Genomic DNA, 25,382 nt, shown 5'->3' with positions numbered 1-25,382 from the left:
GGGGGAACTACCTCCAACTTTGGGTGCGGGGCAGGGCCTTCATCAGCAGGCCCTGGGGGTACGGAGCGGACGTGAACTTCACCCGCGCCGGACGGGTGGGGACCAGGCGCCAGCGCGAGGCGATGGTCGCGAGGGTGGTGACGATCTCGGTCTGGGCGAAGAGGTTGCCCAGGCACAGGCGGTTGCCGCCGCCGAACGGGATGAACGCGCCGCGGTGCAGGTTCGCGGCGAACTCGGGGGTCCAGCGGTCGGGTGAGAAGCGGTGCGGCTCGGGGAAGTGGCGTGCGTCGTGGTGCAGGGCGTGCGGGCTGATGATCACTTCGGCGCCCGCGGGCAGGGCGATGTCGCCGAGTTCGACGTCGACGAGCGTTCGGCGCATCACGAACCAGATCGGGTACCTGCGCAGCGTCTCCTGCACGATCTTCTTGGTGTAGGGCAACGAGGCGACGTCGGCGAACGTGACCGGGCGGTCACCCACGACGGCGTCGACCTCGGCGTGTAATCGGCTCTCGATCCCGGGGTCGCGCCCGACCTCGTAGAACGCCCAGGCCAGGGCGATCGCGGTGGTCTCGATGCCGGCGGTCAACAGCGTCAGGACCTCGTCGTAGGTCTGCCGGTCGGTCATGCCGACGCCGTCTTCCCTGGCGAGCAGCAGCATGGAGAGGACGTCGCCGTGGTCGGCGCCGTCCGCGCGCCAGCTCTCTATCACCTGCAGCACAACGGCTTTCATGCGGGCGATGGCCGCGTCGAACTCCCTGTTGCCGGGAAGCGGGAGCTTCTCGACGAAACCGGGGGACAGCGCGCGGACCATGCCCTGCTGGATGACCGTGAAGATCGAGCGGCGGACCTCCTCGACGGCGCGCTGCCCGATCTCGGCCGAGAAGAGCGCCTCGCCGACGATGGTGACCGCGAGCTCCTGCATGTCGTCCTCGACGACGCGGACCTCCCCCGGTCGCCACCGCGCGGCCAGCGCGGCGGCGGAACGCGCCATCGTCGACGCGTACGCCTCCATCCGGTCGCGGTGGAACGCCGGCTGCATCATCCGGCGCTGCCGCAGGTGGTACTCGCCGTTCGACAGCAGCAGCCCGGTGCCCAGGTACGGCTGGAACTTGTCGAACATCGCGCCCTTGCGGAACTTGGCGCCTTGCGTGACAAGCACTTCGTGGGTCAGCGAAGCACTGGTGACGAAGTGCGCGTGCAACGGGCCGAGGTCGAGGCGCACGACGTCGCCGTGTTCGTGCAGTGCGTCGGTGAACCTGGCGCGCCGGGTGAGCATCGCCGGTGTGTGCCCGAGCAACGGCCAGCGGTGGGGAGCCACCGGGACGGGCATTCGGACTCCTGGGGAGTTGGGCCGAACGGGGATGGACCACCCTAGGGGCCGTTTGGAAGCAGACGACAGCACCTGAACGGGTGGTTCCCCGTCACTCCGATGGTTCAATGCGCGGGCCGCTCGGGTGACTAAGCTCGTGCGTCTCCCCCGAACCGCCACGAGACCGAAGAGGTGTTCACCGTGGCCCAAATCCAGGACTGGATCCCCGCCGGCATCGACACGAACGTGCCGAGCATGGCCCGCGTCTACGACTACATCCTCGGCGGCGCCCACAACTTCGCCGCGGACCGGCAGGTCGGCTCGCAGATCGAGAAGCTCGTGCCCGGCCTGCCCAACGTCGCCCGGCTCAACCGGCGCTTCCTCGGTCGCGCGGTGAACTTCATGGCGGACCAGGGAGTCCGGCAGTTCCTCGACATCGGTTCCGGCATCCCGACGGTCATGAACGTGCACGAGGTCGCGCAGCAGCGCGACCCGGCCGCGCGCATCGTCTACGTCGACAAGGACCCCGTCGCCGTCGCGCACAGCCGATTGATGTTGTCCGACAACGAGAACGCCGCCATCGTCCAGGCCGACATGCGCGACCCGGAGGCGGTGCTGTCGAGCCCCGAGGTCGCGCGGCTGCTGCGGTTCGACGAGTCCGTCGGCCTGCTGATGCTGCTCATGCTGCACTGGGTGCCCGACGAGGACAGCCCGGAGAAGCTGGTCGCGCACTACCGCGACGCGCTGCCCGCCGGGAGCTTCGTCGCGATGACGCACGTCGCCAAGGACCAGATCGACGAGAAGGTCGACGAGGCCGCGGCGGTGGTGAACCGCAGCAAGAGCGCCGACCAGATGCACATGCGCACCCACGAGCAGGTCAGTGCGTTGTTCGAGGGGTTCGACCTGGTCGAGCCGGGTCTCGTCGGCTGCGGCGAGTGGCGGCCGGACGGGCCGGGCGACGTCGCGGACGAGACCCTCGAGAACATGTTCCTCTACGCTGGGGTCGGTCGTAAGGGGTAAAACCACGCTGTAGTGTCGGAGGATCACACGGTTGGCGCAATGAGCGCCGACTACCGGTGGGTAAACTGCCGAACGCTCTCCAACCAATACAGGGCAACGGGAATGACGAATCCGAGCCGAAAGCCCGATGCCGCTCCGCCGTCGGAGCCCGCCGCCGTCCGAGCGCGCGAAGCCTTGGCGCGCAAGTGGAGCTATCTGCTCAGCAGCGTCGTCGTGGTCGCGCTGAGCAGGGACGAGCTGGACGCCGAGCTGGGCGAGCAGCTCGACGCGTTGTGCGCGGCACTGCACGGCGAGCCGTTCGACCCCGCTCCGTTCGAGGAGGTGGGCGAGCGGCTCGTCGCTCTCGGCTACGTGAACGAGCCCGGCCTCAAGCGCACGGTCGACGTGCTCGGCAAGGGCCTGCTCGCGCTCGACGAGTTCCGCGCCTTCGAGGACCACGCGCTCCGCGTCGTCCGCGGCGTCGGCGCGCTGACGTGCGGCTTCACCGCCGCTCGTGGCCGCTCCATCCTGGACCAGCAGGAGAGCATGCAGCGCTCGCTGCTCAAGGCCGCCCGCGACGCGCAGTGGGACCAGCGGCAGAGCGAGGCCAAGTTCGCGGGCATCGCCATCTCGTCGACCAACGGCATCCTGATCGTCGGTCTCGACGGGAAGGTGGTGTGGGCGAACGATGCCATCGGCGAGATCCTCGGCAGCCGGCCGGAGCCGGGCACCCGGCTGATGGAGCTCGTCGCCCCGAACTCGGTCGTCGTGTTCCGCGAGATGATGGAGCGGGTCCTCGCCGAACGAGACGAGTTCGAGCGGGAGCCGATGCACCTGCTGCGCGGCGAGGACGACCTGGCCAAGGTCACGCTGACGGCATCACTGCTGCGCGACGGCGACGACAAGCCGAGCCACGTGCTGGTGGTCGCCGACGACGACACGGAACTCGCGCTGCTGCAAGGAGAACTGCGCAGGCAGTCGCTGCACGACGTGCTGACCGGGCTGCCGAACCGGCAGTTCTTCACCACGCACCTGGAGACCGTGCTGCGCCGCGCCGACCCCGAGTTCGGCGTGACGGTGTTCCACCTCGACCTCGACGCGTTCGGCCTGGTCTGCAACAGCCTCGGCGGCCGCGTCGGCGAGAAGCTGCTCCAGCACGTGGCCCGCAGGTTGCGCGCGGTGATGTCCCGCGAGCAGGCGATGGTCGCGCGCTTCAACGGCGACGAGTTCGGCATCGTCGTCGAGAACTCGCTCACCACACCGGACCTCGCGACGATCATGACCGCCATCAACGCCGACCTGGCCGAACCGGTGTTCGTGGACGACCACGGGCTCGCGGTCTCGGTGAGCGCCGGCGTGGTGCACCGGCCCTCGCCCGACGTCGACCCCGCCGAGCTGCTGCGCATGGCTGACCTCGCGTTGCGGCAGGCCAAGAAGCACCAGCGCGGCCAGTGGGAGTTGTTCCACAGCAACGAGGACACCGAGGGCAGGCGCGACTCGGCGCTGGCCGTCGTGATGCCCGGCGCGTGGGAGCAGGGTGACATCGGCGTGTGCTACCGGCCGGTCCGCGTGCTCGCGACCGGTGAGCTGGCGGGCGTGGAAGCGGTGCTGCACTGGGACCTCACGGACCGCTGCGCCGAGCTGGCCGACGCGACGGGCCTGATCCTGCCGATGGGCGAGTGGCTCATCAGGATCGCCGCCGGCCAGGCGCAGTGGTGGCGCCAGCGCGGAGAGCTCGACCAGCAGTTCGGCGTCCGGCTCACCCGGCACCAGGCGACCGACGCCGACCTGGTGTCCCGCGTGGCCAAGGTCGTCGACGAGACCGGGATGCCGCACGAGCGGCTGACGTTGAGCATGCCGGTCGGCGTGCTCGGTGTCGGCGGCGCGGCCGGGAACCTGGAGACGTTGGCGGACATGGGAATCCGGATCGCGCTGGAGGACTTCGGCCTCGGGCCGCGAGACCTGGCGTGGCTCGGCAGGCTGCCGGTGGCGTCCGTGCTGGTGCCGGCGGACCTGGTGCGGCGGCAGGATCCCCGCTCCACCGCGCTGATCCCCGCGGTGCACGAGCTGGGCGTGGACATCTGCGTCGACGGCATCGAGAACGAGGCGCAGGCGGCGTGGTGGGAAGCCGCGGGCGCCGACCTCGCGATCGGCGCCCACTTCGGTGCGCCCGAGAACGCGGGCGACTTCCTCAAGCAGCTCGGTTAGACGCTGCGCTGCCACGCGACGACGGCCGCGTGGTACTCGTTCGCGTTGGGAGCGAAGTTGAAGCAGTGGCCGTAGCCGGTGAGGACGAACGCGTCGACCCGCGGTGACCGCGGGAAGTACGGCCTCTCCGACGCGGCCAGCGCCTCGGCGGAGGAGCAGTCGGCGCCGAGCGGAGGGGTGCCGCAGAAGTGGTCCGCCGCCGCCTGGGCGGTCATGACGGGCGCGGTGATGCCGCGGCTGGCCGGGATGACGACGTTGTTCATCAGGATCGTGGTGATGGCCTCGCCCGCCGCGAAGACGTCCTTCGTGGACTCCTCGTAGGCGATCACGCCGGCGTCCGGCGGGCCGGGCTTGTGGAAGGTGTCGTAACGGGTTCCCGGCGCCGTGGTCAGGTAGCCGGGGTCGAGGCCGAGGCGGCTGAGCTGCGGGTCGAGGGTCACCGGGATCATGCCGGCCAGCGCGGGCAGCACCTTGACGTAGTTCCACTGGTTGGTCATGCCGGTGACCAGCACACCGTCGACGTCGCGGTACTTGCTCGCCTCGACGATCGCGATGCCCGACCCGACCGAGTGGCCGCCGATGAGCACCTTCCGGAAGCGGGGCCGCAGGCTCTGGACCACCTGGTGCACCGCCTCCGCCTGGCTCGCGGTGTTGATCAGCAGGCTCAGCGGTTTGCTGCTGCGGCCGGTGCCGATCCGGTCCACCGCCATGGTGGCGATGCCGGCCTTGTTCATCGCCTGCCGCACCGAGCGGACCTCCGGCTGCACCGGGATGTCCCAGTACTCGCTCGTGTAGGTGCCACCGGGGACGAGGACCTGGACCTTCGTCGCTCCCTGGGGCACGCACAGCCTGCCGTACATGGTCTGCTGGGTGAGCGCGAACCGGACGGGCGTGTGCACGTCCTGACAGGTGGTCGGGGCGGCCTGCGCCGCGGCGGGTGTGGGGACGAGCGATGCGAGCAGAACGGCGGCACAAAGCCGACGGAGACGCACGGGGAACAACCTCCAACTAGCGGGGAACGGCCTTCATCAGCAGGCCGACGGGGTAAGCGGCGTTGGTGAACCTGGTGCGCACCGGCCGTTCGGGAACGAGCCGGTAGCGCGCGCAGACGGTCGCCACCACGACGACGATCTCGGTCATCGCGAAGTGGTTCCCGACGCACTGGTGGATGCCGCCGCCGAACGGGACGAACACGCCCTTCGGCAACCGGCGGACGCGGTCGGGCGTCCAGCGGTCCGGGTCGAAGCGCCCCGGGTCGGGGAAGTGCGCGGGGTCGTGGTGCATCGCGTGCGGGCTGAGGATCACCTCGGTGCCGGGCGCGAGGCGGACGCCGCCGAGGTCGACCTCCTCCGCGGCGCGGCGCATGAGCAGCCAGAGCGGGTACTTGCGCAGGACCTCGTTCGCGACCCGGCCGGTGTAGGTCAGCGCCGGCACGTCGTCGAAGGTCACCAGCCGCCCGGCCGGCACCTCGGCGAGCACCCGCCGTTCGACCTCGGGGTTCGCGGCGATCTCGTGGAAGGCCCACGCCAGCGCCAGCGCCGTGGTCTCGACGCCCGCGGTGAGCAGCGTGACGACCTCGTCGAAGACCTGCCGGTCGGTCATCGGCTCGCCCGTCTCGGCGTCCCTGGCCAGCATCAGCGTCGACAGCAGGTCGCCGTGGTCGGTGTTGCCGGCGCGCCGGCTCGCGATGACCTCGTGCACCAGTGCGCGCATCCTGGCGATGGCCGCGTCGAACTCGCGGTTGGCCGGGATGGGCAGCCTTTCGACGAACGACGGCGACAGCGCGCGCACGATGCCGTTGTTGATGATCATGAAGACGGACCGGCGGATCTCGTCGATCACGTCCGCGCCGATCTCGGTGGAGAACAACGCCTCGCCGACGATCCTGACCGCGAGGCCCTGCACGTCCTCCTCGACGGCCCGCACCTCACCGGGCCGCCAGCTCTCCACCAGCTCCCGCGTCGCGCGGACCATCGTGTCCGCGTAGCCGGCGATCCGGTCGCGGTGGAACGCCGGCTGCACCATCCGGCGCTGGCGCAGGTGGAACGCGCCGCTCGACAGCGCGAGCCCGTTGCCCACGAACGAGCGGAACTTGTCGAACATCCGCCCTTTGTGGAACTTCGGCGCGTCGGTGACCAGGACCTGGTGCACGAGCTGCGGACTGGTGACGAACAACGTCCGGAGAGGACCGAGGCGAATCTCGACGAGATCACCTCGTTCACGCAGATTCGCGGTGAAGTCGAATCTTTTCCGCAGCATCGGCAGGGTGTGCCCGAGAAATGGCAACCCGCCGGGCGCCACCGGGACGGACATCATCGCTCCTCGCGACGTGGAAAGGGGGCTGAAAGAGATGGACCACCATAGGAGTCATTCGGTCGAGAATGACAGTGGCCGATCGGGTGGCGTGCGTTCACACCGTTGGCGTAATCGCGTGCGCTACGTGCCTGACTAAGCTTGTGCGCCCCGAAACTCGAAGAGGTGGTCGTCGTGACCGAAGGGCAGAGCTGGGTTCCGCAGGGCGTGGACGTCTCCGTGCCGAGCTCGGCGCGCGTGTACGACTACCTGCTCGGAGGTGCGCACAACTTCGCGGTGGACCGCGTGATGGGCGAGAAGGTCGAGCTCCTCATGCCGCACGTGCGCAGCGCCGCCAGGGTCAACCGGGCGTTCCTCGGCCGTGCGGTGCGGTTCATGGTCGGCCAGGGCGTGCGCCAGTTCCTCGACATCGGCTCCGGCATCCCGACCGTGTCCAACGTCCACGAGGTCGCGCAGGCGCTGGAGCCGCGGTGCCGGGTCGTCTACGTCGACCGCGATCCGGTGGCCGTCGCGCACAGCGAGCTCCTCCTCGCCGGCAACGGCAACGCCGGCGTGGTGCAGGCCGACCTGCGCGACCCGGACGGCGTCCTCGGCAGCGGCGAGGTGACCCGGCTGCTGGACTTCGACCAGCCGATCGGCCTGCTGATGCTGCTCATGGTGCACTGGGTGCCGACGGAGGCCGATCCGTGGGGGCTGCTCAAGCACTACCGCGAGGCGCTGCCCAGCGGCAGCTACCTCGCGATCACGCACCTGGCCGACGACCACGAGGACGGGGGCTCCAACGCCGCGGCCGCGCAGATGAACCAGGCCGGCGGAGACCAGGTGGTCCCGCGGGGCCGGGAGGAGGTCGCCGCCTTCTTCGGCGACTTCGAACTGGTGGAGCCGGGCCTCGTCGGGTTCGCCGAATGGCGGCCGTCCGGACCGGGTGACATCTCCGACGACCCGGCGATGAACAGGGTCGCTTACGCCGGCGTCGCCCGGAAGCCATAGGAAACCCGATCGAGCGATACCCGTTCACGCGGTCGGCCGAAAACAGGCTGACGGCGGGTGGGTAGGCTGCCGGGCGATCCCAGTCCACTGACAAGGCATCAATCCATGCCGACCGCGAGTCGCAGTCCGAACATCCCATCATCGCCCCAGGACAATGCGCGGGCGCGGCTGACACTTGCCAGGAAATGGTCGTACCGGCTGTTGAGCACCGCGTCCATTCCGCTGGGCAGCGAACAACTCGACGAAGAACTGGGCAACAGGCTCGACGCGTTGTGCGCGTTGTTGCACGAGGACGAACTCGACATCGCCGCGGTGGAACGAGCCGGTGAGGAACTCGCGAAACTCGGGCACCTGGGGGCGGCACGGACAGCGCTGCACCGCGGAGGTGCTGGGCAGGGGACTGCTCGCGCTACCGGAGTTCCAGCCCGTCGAGCGGTACGCGCACCGGGTCGCCCTCGCGATGGGCGCCCTCGGCACCGGCTTCACCGCGGCCGACACCGAGTCCGTCCTCGCGCAGCAGGAAGGACTGCAGCGCTCGCTGCTCAAGGCGGTGCGCGACGCCAACTGGAACCTCAAGGAGAGCGAGGCCCGCTTCAACGAGGTCGTCACCGCGTCCACCAACGGCGTCCTGCTCGTCGACCTCGAAGGACGGCTGGTCAGGACGAACGCGGCCATCGCCGCCATCCTCGGCCACGAGCAGGAGCAGCTCGTCGGCAAGCCGCTGCTCGACCTCATCGCCCCCGGCTTCGCCGAGATGCTGCGGGCGGCGATGGACGACCTGGTCAGCGGGAGGGCGGAGCGGGTCCGCCAGTCGCAGCGGATGCTCCGCGCGGACGGCGAGGCGGCGCGGCTGTCGTTGACGGCGTCGCTGCTGCGCGGTGCCGACGAGGAGCCCGGCCACTTCGTGGTGGTGGTCGAGGACGGCACCGAGCTGGAACTGCTGCAGAACGAGCTCAAGCGGCAGTCGCTGCACGACGTGCTGACCGGGCTGCCCAACCGCCAGTTCTTCACCACCCAGCTCGAGACCGCGCTGCGCAAGGCCGACCCCGAGCACGGCATCACGGTCCTGCACCTGGACCTCGACGCGTTCGGCATGCTGTGCAACAGCTTCGGCGGCCGGGTCGCCGAACGGCTGCTGCAGCACGCCGCCCAGCGGCTGCGGGCGGTGCTGGCCGGCGAGAAGGCGATGATCGCCCGGTTCGACGGCGACGAGTTCGGCGTCCTCGTGGAGAACACCGCGTCCACGCCGAGCGTCGGCGAGATCATGAAGCGCATCAACGACGAGCTGCTTGAACCGGTCTACGTGGACGGCCACGGCCTCGCGGTGTCGGTGAGCGCGGGCGTGGTGCACAAGCCTTCCCCGGACACCGAGCCGGTCGACCTGCTGCGGGCCGCGGACACCGCGCTGCGCAGGGCCAAGGTGCGCAGGCGCGGCCAGTGGGAGGTGTTCCACCCGGAGCAGGACGCCGACGATCGCCTCGACCACCTGCTGGCCGTGACGATGCCCGGCGCGTGGGAGAACGGCGAGATCACCGTGCGGTACCGGCCGATCGTGCGGCTGGCCGACGGCGAGGTGAGCGGCGTCGAGGCGGCGTTGCGCTGGGACCGGCCGGACCTCGGGGCGCTGGACCACGACCGGTGCGCGGCACTCGCGGAGGCGACCGGGCTGATCCTGCCGCTCGGCGAGTGGCTGCTGCGGGTCGCGGGCGGCCAGTCGGCGTGGTGGCGGCAGCGCGGCCAGTTCGACCGGTCGCTGGTCGTGCGGCTCACCGCCCACCAGTCCACGGACGCGGACCTGGTCTCCCGCGTGGTGCGCGTCCTCGACGACACCGGGCTCGGCGCCGGGAACCTCGCGGTCAGCATGCCCGCCGCCGTGCTGCCGCTGACCGACGCGGCCGACAACCTGGCGACGCTCGCGGGCCTGGGCGTCCACGTGGGGCTCGACGACTTCGGGCTGGGACCGCTCGACCCGGCGGCCGTGTCGGAGCTCCCCGTGCAGTCGGTGCGGGTGGCGCCCTCGCTGGTCGAGCGCCGGTCCCCGTACGTGACGGCGCTGATGCCGCTGATGCGCGAGGCGGGCGTGACGGTCGCCGTCGACGGGGTGGGCGACGCGGAGCAGGCCAGGTGGTGGCGGGACGCGGGCGCGGACTTCGCCACCGGCGACCACTTCGGCACCGCCGGCACGGCGGGGGACTTCCTCGGGCGCGTGGAGCTGCGGTGACTGCTCCGACCGGCGGGCGTCGCTGATCTTGTCGGTGCAGCGTGGTGGAATCGGGGTGTGGCACTCGCACCCCAGTTGGTCCGCCGGAAGCCGGAGACGCGCCCGCGTCCCCGGTGGGACGCCGCCGCCCAGCGGGTCTTCGACCACGAGGGCGGTTTCCTGCGGGTGCTCGGAGGTCCCGGCACCGGCAAGACCACGTTGCTGGCCGAGCTGGCCGCGCACGTCGTGCTGGAGCAGGGGGCCGATCCGGAGAACGTGCTGGTGCTCACGGCGAACAGGCGCGCGTCCGCGGCGTTGCGCGCACACGTCACGCGGTTGCTCACCGGGCGGTTGTCGGCGATCCGCGAGCCGTTGGTGCGCACGGTGCACTCCTACGCGTTCGCCGTGCTGCGCAACCAGGCGGTGCTGCTCGGCGAGCCGCCGCCGCGGCTGCTGTCCGGGCCCGACCAGGACGCGATGGTGCGCGAGCTGCTCGCCGGCGACGTCGAACTGGGCGCGCTCAAGTGGCCGGAGCGGCTGCGGCCCGCCCTGGAGCTGCCGGGCTTCGCGCACGAGCTGCGCGATCTCCTGCTGCGGGCGGCGGAACGCGGCCTCGGCCCGGAAGACCTGATCGAGCTCGGCGAGGAGCACGGGCGGGACGAGTGGGTGGCGGCCGGCCGGTTCGGCGCCCAGTACGAGGCCGTGAACCTGCTGTCCGGCATGGACTCGGCCACCGCGTACGCCCCCGCGTACGACGCGGCCGAGCTGGTGGCGTCCGCCTACGCCGCGTTCGTGTCCGACGAGGAGCTGCTGTCCGGCGAACGCCGGCGGGTGCGGTACCTGCTCGTCGACGACGCCCAGCACCTCGACCCGATGCAGTACTCGCTGATCGGCGCGCTCGGGTCGGGAGCGGCGCGGTTCGTGCTGGCGGGCGACCCGGACCAGGCGATCTTCACGTTCCGCGGCGCCGACCCGGAGATCCTGCGGGACGTGCCGGGCGAGACCGTCGTGCTGCGGCAGTCGCACCGGATGCTGCCGGAGGTCCGCGACGCGGTGGCCCGGCTGGCGGCTCGCCTGCCCGGTGCCTCACCCACCCGCTCCGTGCTGTCGGTCGACGGCGAGGGGTCCGTGCAGGTGCGGCTGCTCGCGTCGTCCGCGCAGGAGGCGACGTGGGTGGCGGACCAGTTGCGCCGCTCCCACCTGGCCGACGAGGTGCCGTGGTCGCAGATGGCCGTCATCGTGCGGTCGGCGACGTTGTCGCTGCCGGTGCTGCAACGGGCGCTGCTGGCCGCCGGTGTGCCGGTGGCGGTGCCGTCGGACGAGCTGCCGCTGGCGCAGCAGCCCTCCGTGCGGCCGTTGCTGGCGCTCATCCGCGCCGCCGCGTCACCGGGGTCGTTGGACGAGGACACGGCGGCGATGCTGTTGTCGTCGGCCTACGGCGGCGCGGACCCGTTGGCGCTGCGGCGGCTGCGGCGCGGCCTGCGGCGGCTGGAGATGGCCGCGGGAGGCGACCGGCCGAGCGGTGAGCTGCTCGTCGAGGTCGTGGAGACCCCGGACCGGCTGGCCGCCCTGGAGGACGCCGAGTCCCTGCCCGCGCGGCGCATCGCCCACCTGCTGTCGCTGGCCCGCGAAGGGATCAAGGCGGGCAAGTCGGTCGAGGTCGTGCTCTGGGACCTGTGGACCGCGACGGGCCTGCAGGAGCGGTGGGTCGCGCAGTCGGCCCGGCGCGGGATGCCCGGCATGCAGGCGGACCGCGATCTCGACGCGGTCGTCGCCTTGTTCGAGGCCGCCGCGAAGTACGTCGACCGGCTCCCCGGCTCCGGTGTCGCCGGGTTCGCGGACTACCTGGAGTCCCAGCGCATCGTCGGCGACACGCTGGCCGCGTCCGCCCCGACCGGCGAGGCGGTGACGGTGCTGACCGCGCACTCGGCGGCGGGCCGCGAGTGGGAGGTCGTCGCGGTACCCGGTGTCCAGGAGGGCAGCTGGCCGGACCTCAGGCTGCGCGGCACGGTCCTGGGCGTCGAACGCATGGTGGACGTGCTGGCCGGCCTGGAGCCCTCGGTGTCCGCCGTGGCGCCGATCCTCGCGGAGGAGCGCCGCCTGCTCCTGGTCGCCGCCTCCCGCGCGCGGTCGAAGCTGCTGATCAGCGCCGTCCGCGGCGAGGACGAGCAGCCGTCGCGGTTCCTCGACGAGATCGAGTCGACCGAGGAGGAGGAGCGGAAGCTGCACCGGCCGCAACGAGGCCTGGTGCTGGGCGAGCTCGTCGGCGAGCTGCGCCGCGTCGTGTGCTCCGACGCCGAGACCCCCGACCGCCGCTCGCGGGCCGCACGGCAGCTCGCCCGGCTCGCCGACGCCGGAGTTCCCGGCGCGCACCCGGAGTCGTGGTACGGCCTGGCCGAGGTCTCCGTGGACGCTCCGCTGTGGACGGAGGACCAGAAGGTCAGCGTGACGCCGTCGACGATCGAGGTGATCACCAAGTGCCCGCTGCGCTGGGTCGTCGAACGCCACGGCGGCCAGGACCCGGCCGAGCTGGCCTCGGTGACGGGCACCCTGGTCCACGCCCTGGCACAGGCGGCGGCATCCGGCGCGGACGCCGCCGCGCTGCGGGCGAAGCTCGACGAGGCGTGGGCCGCGGTCGACGCGGGCGCGCCGTGGTTCTCCCGCCGCGAACGCATGCGCGTCGAGAAGATGCTCGACACGTTCCTGGCCTGGCTCACCATGAGCCGCAGCCAGCTCACGCAGGTCGCCGTCGAGGAGGAGATGGTCGTCGAGGTCCCGAAGCGCGACGGCGGCCCGTGGCTGCAGGTGCGCGGCCGCGTCGACCGCCTCGAACGGGACGAGGACGGCCGCCCCGTCGTGATCGACCTCAAGACCGGCAAGAACCCGGTGTCCCGGGAGGCGTCGCAGGAACACCCGCAGCTCGCCGTCTACCAGCTCGCCTCGTCGCTGGGCGGGTTCACGCACATCGGCCTGGGCACCGAACCCGGTGGGGCACGGCTGCTCTACGTGGCGAAGGAGGACAAGAAGACAGGAGCGGTCGAACGCACCCAGGCGCCGCTGGACGAGCAGGGCGTCCGCGCGTGGCTGGAGGTGGTCCAGGGCGCCGCCGAGTCGGTGCTCGGGCCGCAGTACACGGCGAGGGAGAACGCGGACTGCGACCGCTGCCCGGCGCGCACGACCTGCCCGGTCCACCCGTCCGGGCGGCAGGTGAGCGAGTGAGTGGGCGTTGACCTGCGCGTTTCCGCTGCCGGAACGGTCGGCGAACACAGTGGTCCGGGTGGTGCGACCCCGCACGGCCCGGGGAGGAAGATGTACCGGTGACCGTCAGCCCGTTTGAGATCGCTGAGGCGCTCGGGCTGAACAAACCGACTCCCGAGCAGGCCGAGGTGATCGCCGCACCCGCGCAGCCCGCGCTGGTCGTGGCAGGCGCGGGCGCGGGCAAGACCGAGACCATGGCCGCCCGCGTGGTGTGGCTCGTCGCGAACGGCCTCGTGCAGCCCGACCGCGTGCTCGGCCTCACGTTCACGCGCAAGGCCGCACGGCAGCTCGCGGACCGCGTGCGGGCCCGCCTGCGCAGGCTGGCCGGGTCGTCGCTGCTGGACGACCTGGACCCCAGCGGCGAGCGCAAGATGTCCGTGCTGACCGGCGAACCCGTGGTGCTCACCTACCACGCCTACGCCGGTCGCCTGGTGACCGAGCACGGGCTGCGCCTGCCGGTGGAACCGGGCGTGCGGCTGCTGACCGAGACGGCGTCCTGGCAGCTCGCGCACCGCGTCGTGTCGACGTGGGCGCGCGACCTGGACACCGACAAGGTGCCGGCGACGATCACCGGCTACCTGCTGCGCCTCGCCGGTGAGCTGGGCGAGCACCTGGTCACACCGGACCAGTTGGAGGCGCACGCGCTGGAGCTGTGCGCGTTGATCGAGAACGCCCCCAAGGCACCCCGGCAACGCGACGCGCTACCGGAGAAGCTGCGCGACATCGTTGCCGCACAACGGCTGCGGGTGGCGTTGCTGCCACTGCTCGACGCGTACCAGCAGCGCAAGCGCAAGGAGGCGGCGCTCGACTTCGCCGACCAGATGTCCCTGGCCGCGCAGCTCGCCGGGTTCCCCGAGGTCTCCTCCGGCGAACGCGAGCGGTACGGCGCGGTGCTGCTCGACGAGTACCAGGACACCGGCCACGCCCAGCGCGTGCTGCTGCGGTCGCTGTTCGGCCTCGGCGAGCCGATGCCCGTGACGTCCGTCGGCGACCCCGCCCAGGCCATCTACGGCTGGCGCGGCGCGTCCGCGGCGAACCTGCCGCGCTTCGCCGACGACTTCCCGCCGACCAGGAAGTTCGGGCTGCTCACGAGCTTCCGCAACCCGCCGGAGGTCCTGGAGCTCGCGAACGCGGTGTCGCTGCCGCTGCGCGAAGCCGGCCTCGACGTCGAAGAACTGCGCGCCCGCCCGGGAGCCGGTCCCGGCGACGTGCGGCTGGCGCTGCACGAGGACATCCGCCAGGAGCTCGACTGGCTCGCGGACAACGTTGCCGCGCAATGGGAAGCACACCTCGACGCCGAAGGCGTCCCGCCCACCGCCGCCGTGCTGGTGCGGCGCCGCTCGGACATGGCGGCCATCGCGGCGGCGTTGCGCGAACGCGGCCTGCCGGTCGAGGTGGTCGGCCTCGGCGGCCTGCTCGACGAGCCCGAGGTGCGCGACCTGGTGTCAGCGCTGCGAGTGCTCGTCGACCCGCTGGCCGGCACCGCCGCCGCCCGCCTGCTGACCGGCTCCCGCTGGCGCCTCGCGGCCGTCGACCTGGCGGCACTGTGGTCCCGCGCCCGCGAACTGGCGGGCGTCGCACCACGACAGTCCGTTGTGGACGACCCGCTGCTGGTGCTGGCGGACGCGCTGCCCGGCGAACACGCCGACCAGGCCGGCCTCGCCGACGCCCTCGACGACCCCGGCGACCCGGACGCCTACTCCCAGGACGGCTACCGCCGGATCCGCAGGCTCGGTGGCGAGCTGGCGGCGTTGCGGCGCAGGCTCGACCAGCCCCTGCCCGAACTGGTCGCGGACGTGGAACGCACCCTGCTGCTCGACATCGAGTCGATGTCGCGCCCCGGCCTGGTCGGCCGCACCCACCTGGACGCGTTCGCCGACGTGGTCACCGACTTCGCCGCCGCCTCCCCGTCCGCCACCCTGCCGTCCCTGCTCGACTACCTCTACACCGCAGAACACGCGGAAGACGGCCTGGAACCGGGCGAGGTCGAGGTGGCGGAGGACCGCGTCCAGATCCTCACCGTCCACTCCGCGAAGGGCCTCGAATGGCACATCGTCGCGCTGCCCCACCTGGTGCGCGACGTGTTCCCCGGCCGCAAGAAGTCCTCGTGCTGGCTCAAGACCGTCACCGAGCTCCCGGCACCGCTGCGCGGCGACGCCGCCGACCTGCCGGTGCTGAAGCTGTCCGCGGGCTTCAACCGCAAGGAGGTCGACGAGGCCCTCACCATCCACGCCGAGGAGTTCGAGGACCGCCGCCTGGTCGAAGAACGCCGCCTCTTCTACGTGGGCGTGACGCGCGCCGAGCACAGCCTGCTGATGTCCGGCCACTGGTGGGGCGAAGCAGGGGAGAAGCCCAAGGGCCCCTCGGTGTTCCTGCGCGAGATGCACGAGGTCCTGCAACGCGACAACCCACCCGGCGACGTGATGGCGTGGGCCCCCGAACCGGACCCGGACACCCCCAACCCGCTGGCGGAAGACGTCAAGTCCTCCCAATGGCCGGCCGACCCCCTGGGCAAGCGCCGCGACGCCGTGGTCGAGGGCGCGTCGATGGTCCTGTCCGCACTCGACGCCCTGCGCAACGCCCCACCGGAACCACTGCCCCTGATCTTCGACACCGAACCGGCGGAACCGCTGGAGGAGGACTACCCGCCCCCCACCGACGAGCCCCCGGACGAGGACTTCCCCCCGGAGCCGGAGCCCCTGCCCGACGACGTCGTCCCCGACGACCCGGAACTACCGGAGGACGACGACCCGGAGGGCTGGGCCCGCGACGTGGACGTGCTGCTGGCCGAACGAGCAGCCTCGCAGAACCGCCGCGAGCAGGTCTCACTGCCGGACCACCTGTCAGTCTCCCAACTCGTGGAACTGGCCAAGGACCCCGACCTGCTGGCCCGCCGCCTGCGCCGCCCGCTGCCGTTCCCCCCGAACCCGCTGGCCCGCCGGGGCACGGCCTTCCACACGTGGCTGGAAAACCGCTTCGGCGCCACCCGCCTGCTGGACATCGAGGACCTGCCGGGCGCAGGCGACGCCGACGCGGCCCCCGACGCCGACCTGGACCGCCTGAAGGAGTCGTTCCTGCGCAGCACGTGGGCCGACCGCACCCCCCACGACGTCGAGGTGCCCTTCGAAGCGGAACTCGACGGCATCTCGGTGCGCGGCAGGATGGACGCGGTGTACCGCGACCCGGACGGCTGGACCGTCGTGGACTGGAAAACCGGCGCCGTCCCGGACGCCGAAGCACTGCCCGCGCTGTCGGTGCAGCTCGCCGCGTACCGGCTGGCCTGGGCCGCGCTCACCGGGGAGCCGCTGGAGCGGGTGCGGGCCGCGTTCCACTACGTGCGCCACGACCACACCATCCGGCCGGCCGACCTGCTCGACGAGCAGGGGCTGAAGGACCTGATCCGGTCCATCGGGTCTTGATCGCGAGTTGTCCACAGGGGGTTGGGTTTTCTACCTCCGGTTATTCGAGGGGTGGGTAGCCTGTGGACAGGCGGGAACCTGGAGCGGGTTTCGTTCGTTGCGTGACGAGGAAGCGCGCGGGGGAACGGTGGGCTTGCAGCTCGCTTGAGGTGAGCTTGGGCTTGCGGCCTTGGGGTAGGACGGCTCCGGCTCCCGATTCCGGTGGCTTCCGCTTCAGGCGGCGCTGGGTCCAGCAGGCGCCGGATCAGGTGGGGACGATCGGTCGATCGGTGCTCCGCGCGCTGAGAGACGGGCACCTCAGACGCAAGAAGCGGGCCATCGCTCACACCGGGCAAAGGCCGTCTCCGGCCGATCCCGGCGAACGGCCATTCCGGATGCCGATGCGAACGGCCTCCCCGAGCCCGAAGGCAGAGGCCTTCCCGGCCAAGGCAGAGGCCTTCCCGGCCAAGGCAGAAGGCGGTCCCGGCCCAAGGCAGAAGGCGTTCCCTGGACGCGGTGGCGAACGGCCATCCTGGATACCAAGGCAGAAGGGGATCCGGAAACCGACCCAGCCACCAGATCAGCCTCGACCAGGTCGGCTCAGCTTCAGCCCAGGCTCAGGCCAACCCCAGCCAAGTGCAGTCCAGGTTCAGGCACCCGGCCCCAATCCGCCCCGGGCTCACCCTGGCCAGGTCGGCTCAGTCCCCGCCAGGCTCAGCCGAGGTCGGCCCAGCCCAGGCTCAGGTCTAGCCCTCCAGGTCAGGCCACCCCAGCCCAAAACCAGCCCCAGCCCAGCTCAGCGGCTCAAGCCCCAGCCCCAGCCCAGCTCAGCGGCTCAAGCCCCAGTCCCAGCCCAGCTCAGCTCAGCTCAGCGGCTCAAGCCCCAGCCCAGCTCAGCGGCTCAAGCCCCAGCCGGCGCGTGAGAAACCTTCAACACCTGCTCATAGAGCACCTCAAGCAGCCACCGCCCGAACAGCGAAGGCCCGAACTCGGGCGACCGGTCCTCCGGCGGCACCATCAGGTCGGCCGAGGCGTCGTCAGCCACCACGACGCCGATGCCGTAGTAGTCGAGCTCGATGAAAGACCAGGCCTGGGACTCGTCGGTGCGGGGAAGCATCACCGCGCACGGAGCCAGGGTCAGGAGGGTGCCGCACGACTGGAGGGCGCGGTCCGTGGTGGACTCGCTCACGATGACGCCGACCAGTTCCACGGCAGCTACCGGCAGGCGGTCGTGGACCGCGGGCTCGAACCAGGAGCGGAACCACGACGGGTCGGCTCTGGGCGGCCAGCCGTTCCGGGTTCGCCACTCGTGCACTTCGGGCAGCAGGCGCACCACCGCGGACACCTGCCGGCCCAGGACGGTGACGTCGGGAACCACGACTCCGTCCCAGTCGAGCGCGGTTGCGGCGCGCTGAAGAAGCGTGTGCACAGGGCGCATCCTAGGGTTGCTCGCGCGAGGAATGACAGCGTTTGCGGATACTTGGTTAAGGATTACCCAGGGTGGTCATGGGGAGGCTTTGGCCACTTTCCAGGCCCAAGCTACGAGCGGGATCTGCAATGGCAGGCGACCATACGCCAATGCTCGGGCCTTTGGCGACTTGTCGCGGAAGTCCAGAGCCATTTTCACGTTTGCCGGGAACACCGCGACGAACAGCGCGACGGCTGCCAGGGCGCCCAGGCGGCGCGTTCGCGGGGTGGCGACGGCCGCGGCCACGGCCAGTTCTGCCGCACCGGACGCGTAGGTCCACTGCCTCGGGGTGCCGGGCAGGGCGCGGGGGACGATCGCGTCGTAGTACTTCGGCCTGTTGAAGTGGGTTGCCCCGGCCAGGCCCAGCAGTGCGGCGAGCGCCAGCGCCGAGCGCGCTCGGGAACGGTTCGGTTCCATCCCGCCACCCTGTCATGCCTACGCGGCGTAGGCGAGGCGGGGCTGGCCTATTGTCGGCGGGCGTGGCAGGTGATTCTCATCTCGAACAGCATCCTGAACGCGCCGCTGTCGCCGCGCTGACCGACTCCTTCCTGAGCGGGCTCCGCGAATGGATCGCGATCCCGTCCATCGGGGTCGACCCCGATCATCACGACGACGTGCGGAGATCCGCCGAGTGGCTGGCCGGGCGGCTTCGGCGGGACGGCTGGCCGCAGGTCGAGGTCTGGGATCACGGGCCCGCGCTTCCCGCCGTGTTCGCCTGCTGGCCCGCCGCCGATCCGCAGGCGCCGACGGTGCTCGTCTACGGTCATCACGACGTGCAGCCGGTCGACCCGATCGAGCGCTGGCACCACCCGCCGTTCGAGCCGGTGATCAGCGGGGACGAGCTGTTCGGGCGCGGTGCGAGCGACGACAAGGGGCAGGTCGCGATGCACCTGCTCGGGATGCGGGCGCACCTGGCGGCGACGGGGCAGAACGCGCCGAGCGTCACGGTGAAGCTCTTCGTCGAGGGCGAGGAGGAATCGGGATCGCCGCACCTGCGAAAGCTGCTCGAAACGCACAAAAAGGATCTCGAATGCGATCTCGTCGTGTTCACCGACACGGCGTTGCACGACCGTGAGACACCAACCGTCAACACCGGGCAGCGCGGTGTGCTGGCCGGCGAGATCACGTTCTTCGGCGGCACCGACGACGTTCATTCCGGACGCGCGGGTGGCGCGATCCCGAACCCGGCTACGGCGCTGGCGAGGCTGATCGCGGCGCTCCACGACGACACCGGCCGGATCCAGCTCGCCGGCTTCTACGACGACGTCAGGGAACCGTCCGCCGAGGAGCGCGAGGACTACGCCGCGCTGCCGTTCGACGAGCGGAAGTGGCTGGCGCACAACGCCGGCGGCGCTCAGGCCGCGAGCGGCGAACCCGGCTACACGACGCTCGAACGGATCTGGGTCCGGCCGACCGCCGAGGTCAACGGCATCAGCGGCGGCTACACCGGTCCCGGCTTCAAGACGGTCATCCCGGCGAGCGCGACGGCGAAGGTCAGCTTCCGGCTCGTGCCCGACCAGCTTCCGGAGAAGGTCGCCGACCAGTTGCGGGAGTTCGTCGCCGAGCACACGCCGCACGGCGTCCGCGCCGAGGTCAGCTTCCGCGGTGAGGGCGTGCCGCCCTACGCGATCAGCCCGGACGACCCCGCCAACGCCGCGGTGAAGGAGGCGGTGGAGCTCGCGTTCGGCGGGCCCGTCAGGTTCGCCAGGGCCGGCGGGTCGGGGCCCGCCGCGGTGTTGCAGGCGTGGCTCGGGGTGCCCCTCGTCTACCTCGGCGCGACCTTGCCGGATGATCGCGTCCACGCGCCGAACGAGCGCGTAGTCGTGCCGTTGCTCCTCAAGGGTGCGGAGGCGGCGGCGCACCTGTGGCGGATGCTCGCCCGAGCGGATATCGCGAAGAGGTTGACTCCATGAGCCTGACTGACGCAGCGTCGCACTCGCTCGTCGGCGTGATCAGGATGCCGGACCAGGTGCAGAGCCCGGTCCGTGCCATCCTCAAGCGCGTCATCGGTGCGATGGCGGCGCTCCTGCTCGCGGTGCTGATCGTCTACTTGGACCGTGACGGCTACCGCGACGTCAACGAGGATGGCGTCTCGTTGCTCGACTCCTTCTACTACGCGACGGTGTCTCTCTCGACGACCGGCTACGGCGACATCACGCCCGCGTCGTCGTCGGCGCGGCTGATCAACGTCCTGGTCATCACGCCGTTGCGGGTCCTGTTCCTGATCGTGCTGGTCGGCACGACACTCGAAGTTCTCACCGAGCGCTCCCGTCAGGCGTTGCGCATTCAGAAGTGGAGGCGGGTCGTGCGTGACCACGTAGTGGTCGTCGGTTATGGCACGAAGGGGCGGTCAGCGGTGGCGGCGCTGCTCGGCGACGGCGTCGAGCCCGGCTCGATCGTCGTCGTCGACACGGTGCAGGAGTCACTCGACGCGGCGTCCGCCATCGGACTCGTGACCGTGCACGGCTCCGGTACGCGCAACGACGTGCTGAGGGTCGCCGGTGCGGCACGAGCGCGCGCGATCGTCGTTGCGCCGAGCCGTGACGACACGGCGGTGCTGGTGACGTTGACCGCCCGTGAGCTCGCCCCGAAGGCGCAGATCGTGGCGTCGGTGCGGGAACGGGAGAACGAGCACCTGCTCAAGCAGTCCGGTGCCGACTCCGTGGTGGTGTCGTCGGAGACGGCCGGGCGGCTGCTCGGCATGGCCACGGCGACGCCGTCCGTGGTGGCGATGGTGGAGGACCTGCTCACGCCCGACGCGGGCCTCGCGATCTCCGAGCGGGACGTCGAGCCCGGCGAGATCGGCGGCTCGCCGCGGCACCTGCCCGACATAGTGCTCGGTGTGGTGCGCGGCGGGACGCTCTACCGGGTGGACGCCCCCGAGGCGGACGCGATCGAGCCCGGCGACCGGCTGCTGTACGTCAAGAAGGTCACGCCGCCCGGCGAGGAGTAGGAGAACCTCTCGCTGAAGGCGGGGCATCCGGGAACCGGTGGCCCCGCCCCGGCGTGCGTTACCGGGGGTGGACGCGAACCTCCATGCCGCGGTGGGCGGTCAGCGGCAGCCCGGCGAGCTGCGGGCGCGACACGTCGCTAGGTTCGAGACCATGTCGCTCCCACCGTGCGTCGTGTGCGGCCGGTACGCGTTCGACAGCCGCCACGGGTTCCCGTCGACGTTCGACGAGGACCAGGCCACCGAGGTGCTCGGACACCCTCCGCCGGAAGCGCTGTCGGTCTTCGACGAGGGAGTCAGGAAGCGGTTCTGGGTCGGTCACGCCGACTGCACCGGCTTCTCCCTCCGGACGCCGGAACGATCGGCCGAGGAGCTGCGCGACCGGCTGCGGCGGTACGAGCAGCGCAGGCAGGCCGCGGACGCGCCGCACCCGAGGGACCCGCGTGGCGTCGTCCGGACGGGGATGAGCCGGGACCAGGTCCGGCGGCTGCTCGGTCCACCGCATCGACGCGACACCGGCACGGGCGACCAGCTGATCGTGGCCGGCCGGTTCGCCGCCCTGCTGATCGACCCGTCCGAGGAGGAGTCCTGGCTCTACCGGGGGATGCCCGCGGGACGCAGGACCCGGATCACGTTCAGGGACGGTCGAGTCGTCGACGTGCGGACCTCACGGGAGAACACCTGAGGACGTGGGCACGGGCCAGGCCCTGAGCTGGTCACTCCGCCCGGCGGGGAGCGGGCAGCGGCAGCACGGCCGGCGCGCGCAGCGGCGCGTAGCGGAAGAGGAACGCGTAGAAGCCGCCCGCCAGCGCCGCCAGGCACAGCAGCAGCGCGGTGAGGCGGTGCGCGACCGGCGGCCCCGCCGGCACGGAGGCCGCGGAGGAGACCATGTCGCCGCCGGTCGTCACGATCTCGACGGTCTCGCCCTCGCGGTGACCGCAACCGTCCAGTTTGGCCTGCTTCTTCCCGCCGTCCGCGTCCCACTCGACGGTGTCGGTGCCCTGACCGCACGAACCGGTCTCGACGACGGTCGCGGACACGGGTTTCGGCGGTTCCGCCGCGCCCAGCACCTTGAGGGGCACGAGCAGCGCGACCGCGACACCGATCCCGACCAGTCCGACGACCAGCAGGATGAACACCCATCTGTCCGGGCTTCGCGGAACCGCCACCCCGCGATGTTCGCAGACGCGGCGGCCCGCGGGGAGCCCAGGATCACTTGGGGAGCTGGCGAATCTTCTCGACCTTGATGGTCCTGCCGTCGGACACGGTCCCGGTCACCGCGACGAGGTCGCCGGTCTTCGGCTTCTCCGCCACGGCCGACAGGTCGAGCGGGGTCTGCAGGCCGTCGACCTGGACCAACGTCGCCTTGTCGCCGTCGACGTCCTTGACCGTGCCGCGCTCGGCGGCCTTGGCCAGCGCCACGTTCAGCGCCTTGCCGTCCTTGACCCGCACGGTCACGCGCTGGTCGGCCTTGAGCCCGGCGAGGTCGCCGCCGCGCAGCTTCGTGGAGCTGTCGGTGGTCAGCGACACCTCGCCGCCGTCGTCCTTGGTGATCGTGAGCTTGCCGGTCTCCACGGACTTCACCCGCCCCACGACCAGGGTGCTGTCCTTGAACTTCGCCTTGTCGGGCCGGCCCGGCTTGCCGGGGCCACCGGGGTGGCGCTCCGCGAACGCCGCGGGAGGGCCGTCGGGGTCGTCCGCCGCCGACGCGACCGCGATGCCGCCGACGGTGAGTCCGGCGGCGGCGACGATGGCGCCGGCCCACGCTGATTTCTTCGACATGCGCCTCAGCGTGCTCGCGCATGCTGAGGGAGAGCTGAAGGCGAGTCGCCCGAAGCCCTGCCGGTCAGCAGAATGAGGAGGTGTCCGCCAGGGTGTTGGTGATCGAGGACGCCGAGGCGATCGGTGCCGCGGTGTCGTCCGCGCTGCGCGAGTCCGGGTACGAGGTGCAGCACCGCCTCGACGGGCGCCAGCTCGAGGCCGACCTCGGCCGCTTCCGCCCGGACCTGGTCGTGCTCGACGTGATGCTGCCCGGCCGCGACGGCTTCCAGCTGCTCGACGTGATCCGCCGGTCGTCCGGCGCCGGCGTGGTGATGCTCACCGCGCGCGACGGCGTGCCCGACCGGTTGCGCGGCCTGTCCGCTGGCGCCGACGACTACGTGGGCAAGCCGTTCGTGCTGGCCGAACTGGTGGCGCGGGTGTCCGCGGTGCTGCGGCGGCTCGGCAGGACCCCCTCGACGGTGCAGGTCGGCGACCTCGTCGTGGACGCGGACGCCGGTGTCGTCATGCGCGCCGACCAGCCGATCGAGCTGACGGCGACCGAGCTGCGGCTGCTCGTGTACCTGGCGGCCCAGCGCGGGCGGGTGGTGTCCAAGACGCAGATCCTCACGGCCGTGTGGGGTTACGAGGACTACGACCCCAACCTCGTCGAGGTCCACGTCAGCGCCGTGCGCCGCAAGATCGAGGAACACGGCCCACGGCTCGTGCACACCGTGCGCGGCCTTGGGTACGTGCTGCGGGCTGAAGAATGAACCTTCGCACAGTCTCATTGCGCCGTCGTGTCGCCGTGTCGGTGCTGCTGGTTTTGTTCGTCATGCTGGTAACGCTGGTGATCGCGGTCGACCGCACGTTCGCCGGACAGTCCTCACGGGACGTCGACGGGGTGCTGCGCGACGCCGAGACGCGCGCGGTGACGTCGCTGAAAATCGGTGTGCCGCCGCGGGAAGTCGTGCGTCAGCTCTCGAAGCGGAACGTCCACGTCACGGTGGAGCTGCCGAACGGCAACCTGGTCGGCAACGCGCCGGACGAGGGGCAGTTCAAGCGCAGGACGGGCAACGTCGCCGGCAACAAGGTCACGCTGTACGCCGACACCGAGGCGATCTCGCAGGCGCAGCACCGGTTGCGGAAGCTGCTGCTGGTGCTCGGCGTCGGGGCGATCGTCGTCACCGGGTTGCTGATCGTCGTGGTGGTGCGGCGGGCGCTGGCACCGCTGGACGCCATGACGTCACTGGCGCAGGCGATCGCGGCCGGGCACCGCGGCGGGCGGTTGAACCCGTCCAGGACCGACACCGAGATGGGGCGCACGGCCGCCGCCTTCGACGGGATGCTGGACTCGCTGGAGGGGTCGGAGCAGCGGACCCGGCGGTTCGTGGCGGACGCCGCGCACGAGCTGCGCACGCCCATCACCGGGGTGCAGGCCGTCGCCGAGGCGCTGGTGCAGGCGCCCGTCGACTCGCCGGACCGGGACCAGATGTCGTTCCTGCTGGTGCGGGAGGCCCGGCGGGCCGGGCGCCTGGTCGACGACCTGCTCGCGCTGGCCCAGCTCGACGCGGGCCACGAGATGCAGCGCGAGCCCGTCGACCTGCTGGCGCTGGCCGAGGCCGAGGTGGCCAGGACCCGGTACGTCGCCCCCGACTTCGACATCACCGCCGAGGGGGTGCCGGTGGTCGTCGTGGGGGACGGGCAGCGGCTGGCCCAGGTGCTCGCCAACCTGGTCGACAACGCCCGGCAGGCGACCGGGCCGTCCGGTGCGGTCCGGATCCGGGTGGACGCGACCGGGTTCACCGTGTCCGACGACGGGCCGGGGGTGCCGGAGGGGGACCGGGAGCGGATCTTCGACCGGCTGGTCCGGCTGGACGACGCCAGGGACCGGCGGTCCGGCGGCTCGGGGCTCGGGCTGGCCATCGCCCGCGGGGTGGTCCGGGCCCACGGTGGTGAGCTGACGTGTGAGCCCTCTTCGGCGGGAGCGGTGTTCCGGGTCCGGCTCCCGGCACCGCAGAACCTCTCGCCCGGCTGACAGCGCGTTTGCTTCCATCGGGTGGTGGACGTCGTCGTGCAGTGGGTGCGGGTCGAGTGGGCTCAGCGGGCCAAGGGCGGGGCCGGGGTGCCGGACCCCCTGCCGGAGGGGTTCGTCCTGCCGCACCTGCGGCCGGCGGTGCACGAGGTCGTGCTGCGGGAGGAGAACGGGTTCCGGCCCGTGTGGTCGGCCGAGCGGGCGGAGATCGACCGCATGCGGCTGAGCCTTCGCGAGGACGACGGCGTGACGACCGTGCAGTTGCACGACACCATGATGGCGTCGCCTCGGCGGAGGGAGCGGGCTTCGCCCGTCCGGCTGCTGCCGGGGCAGTGGGTCCGGTGGCAGCTCGACCACCGCTGGGAGCGGCCCCGGGACGGTGGCTTCAACCACCTCTCGACCACCCTGAACCTGGCCTGCGCGCCGGTGACCGACCCGGAGCTGTTCCTGGGCGCGCCGACGCGGCACGTGGACGAACGGGTCCGGCCGCGCTAGG

19 protein-coding genes and 1 pseudogene are annotated in these 25,382 nt (G+C 71.5%); 13 read left to right on the top strand and 7 right to left on the bottom strand.

Annotated elements, in window-relative coordinates; genetic code table 11:
- Window positions 1-7: 7 nt before the first annotated feature.
- Window positions 8-1,330 (bottom strand): cytochrome P450, encoded by a 1,323-nt coding sequence (locus tag BMW88_RS05850; RefSeq protein WP_089949581.1) that lies wholly within the window; start codon window positions 1,328-1,330, stop codon window positions 8-10.
- 180 nt (window positions 1,331-1,510) lie between these two features.
- Between BMW88_RS05850 and BMW88_RS05845 the strand changes: the two genes are divergently transcribed.
- Together BMW88_RS05845 and BMW88_RS05840 are read left to right on the top strand one after the other, a co-directional pair.
- Entirely contained in the window at window positions 1,511-2,329 is an 819-nt protein-coding gene (locus tag BMW88_RS05845) for an SAM-dependent methyltransferase (RefSeq protein ID WP_245777591.1), read from the top strand.
- Window positions 2,330-2,431: 102 nt separating this feature from the next.
- The gene (locus tag BMW88_RS05840) at window positions 2,432-4,516 is read left to right on the top strand and encodes a putative bifunctional diguanylate cyclase/phosphodiesterase (protein WP_089949579.1); all 2,085 of its coding nucleotides are present in this window, start codon (window positions 2,432-2,434) and stop codon (window positions 4,514-4,516) included.
- Here BMW88_RS05840 and BMW88_RS05835 read toward each other — a convergent pair.
- Both BMW88_RS05835 and BMW88_RS05830 read right to left on the bottom strand, forming a co-directional pair.
- Window positions 4,513-5,508 carry an alpha/beta hydrolase gene (locus BMW88_RS05835; protein WP_245777590.1) on the bottom strand — a complete coding sequence of 332 codons (996 nt, stop codon included), beginning with the start codon at window positions 5,506-5,508 and terminating at the stop codon, window positions 4,513-4,515. The genes BMW88_RS05840 and BMW88_RS05835 overlap by 4 nt on opposite strands.
- A 16-nt stretch (window positions 5,509-5,524) precedes the next feature.
- Entirely contained in the window at window positions 5,525-6,829 is a 1,305-nt protein-coding gene (locus BMW88_RS05830; protein ID WP_089950202.1) for a cytochrome P450, read from the bottom strand.
- 174 nt (window positions 6,830-7,003) lie between these two features.
- Here BMW88_RS05830 and BMW88_RS05825 point away from each other — a divergent pair, with 174 nt between their 5' ends.
- From BMW88_RS05825 to BMW88_RS05810, 5 genes and pseudogenes are all read left to right on the top strand, one after another.
- A complete protein-coding gene (locus BMW88_RS05825) occupies window positions 7,004-7,819 on the top strand; it encodes an SAM-dependent methyltransferase (RefSeq protein ID WP_089950201.1) in 816 nt (271 codons plus the stop codon).
- A gap of 325 nt (window positions 7,820-8,144) precedes the next feature.
- A complete protein-coding gene (locus BMW88_RS05820; protein ID WP_245777589.1) occupies window positions 8,145-10,040 on the top strand; it encodes a putative bifunctional diguanylate cyclase/phosphodiesterase in 1,896 nt (631 codons plus the stop codon).
- 57 nt (window positions 10,041-10,097) lie between these two features.
- Window positions 10,098-10,997: pseudogene (locus BMW88_RS44415) on the top strand (UvrD-helicase domain-containing protein); the annotation flags it as partial.
- Window positions 10,998-11,048: 51 nt separating this feature from the next.
- A complete protein-coding gene (locus BMW88_RS05815) occupies window positions 11,049-13,238 on the top strand; it encodes a PD-(D/E)XK nuclease family protein (protein WP_425434631.1) in 2,190 nt (729 codons plus the stop codon).
- Between the two features lie 98 nt (window positions 13,239-13,336).
- The gene (locus tag BMW88_RS05810; protein WP_089949577.1) at window positions 13,337-16,696 is read left to right on the top strand and encodes an ATP-dependent helicase; all 3,360 of its coding nucleotides are present in this window, start codon (window positions 13,337-13,339) and stop codon (window positions 16,694-16,696) included.
- Between the two features lie 880 nt (window positions 16,697-17,576).
- Here BMW88_RS05810 and BMW88_RS05805 read toward each other — a convergent pair.
- On the bottom strand, window positions 17,577-18,104 hold the full coding sequence (locus BMW88_RS05805) for a hypothetical protein (RefSeq protein WP_177220967.1): 528 nt from the start codon (window positions 18,102-18,104) through the stop codon (window positions 17,577-17,579).
- A gap of 75 nt (window positions 18,105-18,179) precedes the next feature.
- On the bottom strand, window positions 18,180-18,560 hold the full coding sequence (locus BMW88_RS05800) for a DoxX family protein (protein WP_089949575.1): 381 nt from the start codon (window positions 18,558-18,560) through the stop codon (window positions 18,180-18,182).
- A gap of 62 nt (window positions 18,561-18,622) precedes the next feature.
- Between BMW88_RS05800 and BMW88_RS05795 the strand changes: the two genes are divergently transcribed.
- The 3 genes from BMW88_RS05795 to BMW88_RS05785 all read left to right on the top strand — a co-directional run bounded on the left by BMW88_RS05795 (window position 18,623) and on the right by BMW88_RS05785 (window position 21,778).
- Window positions 18,623-20,056 (top strand): M20/M25/M40 family metallo-hydrolase, encoded by a 1,434-nt coding sequence (locus BMW88_RS05795; protein ID WP_245777588.1) that lies wholly within the window; start codon window positions 18,623-18,625, stop codon window positions 20,054-20,056.
- Window positions 20,053-21,096 carry a potassium channel family protein gene (locus tag BMW88_RS05790; RefSeq protein WP_089949573.1) on the top strand — a complete coding sequence of 348 codons (1,044 nt, stop codon included), beginning with the start codon at window positions 20,053-20,055 and terminating at the stop codon, window positions 21,094-21,096. Before BMW88_RS05795 ends, BMW88_RS05790 begins: the two co-directional genes overlap by 4 nt.
- Before the next feature lie 151 nt (window positions 21,097-21,247).
- The gene (locus BMW88_RS05785; protein ID WP_143115983.1) at window positions 21,248-21,778 is read left to right on the top strand and encodes a DUF2845 domain-containing protein; all 531 of its coding nucleotides are present in this window, start codon (window positions 21,248-21,250) and stop codon (window positions 21,776-21,778) included.
- Between the two features lie 31 nt (window positions 21,779-21,809).
- On the opposite strand, the gene BMW88_RS05780 is transcribed toward BMW88_RS05785, so the two are convergent.
- Together BMW88_RS05780 and BMW88_RS05775 are read right to left on the bottom strand one after the other, a co-directional pair.
- The gene (locus BMW88_RS05780) at window positions 21,810-22,262 is read right to left on the bottom strand and encodes a hypothetical protein (RefSeq protein WP_143115982.1); all 453 of its coding nucleotides are present in this window, start codon (window positions 22,260-22,262) and stop codon (window positions 21,810-21,812) included.
- A 43-nt stretch (window positions 22,263-22,305) separates the two neighbouring features.
- On the bottom strand, window positions 22,306-22,875 hold the full coding sequence (locus BMW88_RS05775) for a single stranded DNA-binding domain-containing protein (protein ID WP_089949570.1): 570 nt from the start codon (window positions 22,873-22,875) through the stop codon (window positions 22,306-22,308).
- Between the two features lie 80 nt (window positions 22,876-22,955).
- On the opposite strand from BMW88_RS05775, the gene BMW88_RS05770 reads away from it, so the two are divergent.
- Genes BMW88_RS05770 through BMW88_RS05760 form a run of 3 tightly spaced genes read left to right on the top strand, consistent with a single transcriptional unit; the run spans window position 22,956 to window position 25,381 of the window.
- A complete protein-coding gene (locus tag BMW88_RS05770) occupies window positions 22,956-23,624 on the top strand; it encodes a response regulator transcription factor (protein ID WP_089949569.1) in 669 nt (222 codons plus the stop codon).
- Window positions 23,621-24,889: a sensor histidine kinase gene (locus tag BMW88_RS05765; protein WP_089949568.1), complete on the top strand. Its 1,269-nt coding sequence runs from the start codon at window positions 23,621-23,623 to the stop codon at window positions 24,887-24,889. The genes BMW88_RS05770 and BMW88_RS05765 overlap by 4 nt, the downstream gene beginning before the upstream one ends.
- A gap of 24 nt (window positions 24,890-24,913) precedes the next feature.
- Complete coding sequence (locus BMW88_RS05760) at window positions 24,914-25,381, top strand: hypothetical protein (RefSeq protein ID WP_143115981.1); 468 nt, start codon at window positions 24,914-24,916, stop codon at window positions 25,379-25,381.
- The last annotated feature ends 1 nt before the right edge of the window (window position 25,382 follow it).

It is taken from the genome of Lentzea xinjiangensis (assembly GCF_900110955.1).
Taxonomy (GTDB): Bacteria; Actinomycetota; Actinomycetes; order Mycobacteriales; family Pseudonocardiaceae; genus Lentzea; species Lentzea xinjiangensis.
Note: the sequence above shows the minus strand (reverse complement) of the source record. Positions and strands in the feature narration are given on the sequence as shown.

Coding starts and splice junctions, on each gene's coding strand:
- BMW88_RS05790 (WP_089949573.1), top strand. CDS start 20,053: ATGAGCCTGACTGACGCAGCGTCGCACTCGCTCGTCGGCGTGATCAGG.
- BMW88_RS05800 (WP_089949575.1), bottom strand. CDS start 18,560: ATGGAACCGAACCGTTCCCGAGCGCGCTCGGCGCTGGCGCTCGCCGCA.
- BMW88_RS05850 (WP_089949581.1), bottom strand. CDS start 1,330: ATGCCCGTCCCGGTGGCTCCCCACCGCTGGCCGTTGCTCGGGCACACA.
- BMW88_RS05785 (WP_143115983.1), top strand. CDS start 21,248: ATGTCGCTCCCACCGTGCGTCGTGTGCGGCCGGTACGCGTTCGACAGC.
- BMW88_RS05840 (WP_089949579.1), top strand. CDS start 2,432: ATGACGAATCCGAGCCGAAAGCCCGATGCCGCTCCGCCGTCGGAGCCC.
- BMW88_RS05830 (WP_089950202.1), bottom strand. CDS start 6,829: ATGTCCGTCCCGGTGGCGCCCGGCGGGTTGCCATTTCTCGGGCACACC.
- BMW88_RS05775 (WP_089949570.1), bottom strand. CDS start 22,875: ATGTCGAAGAAATCAGCGTGGGCCGGCGCCATCGTCGCCGCCGCCGGA.
- BMW88_RS05765 (WP_089949568.1), top strand. CDS start 23,621: ATGAACCTTCGCACAGTCTCATTGCGCCGTCGTGTCGCCGTGTCGGTG.
- BMW88_RS05815 (WP_425434631.1), top strand. CDS start 11,049: ATGCTGCCGGAGGTCCGCGACGCGGTGGCCCGGCTGGCGGCTCGCCTG.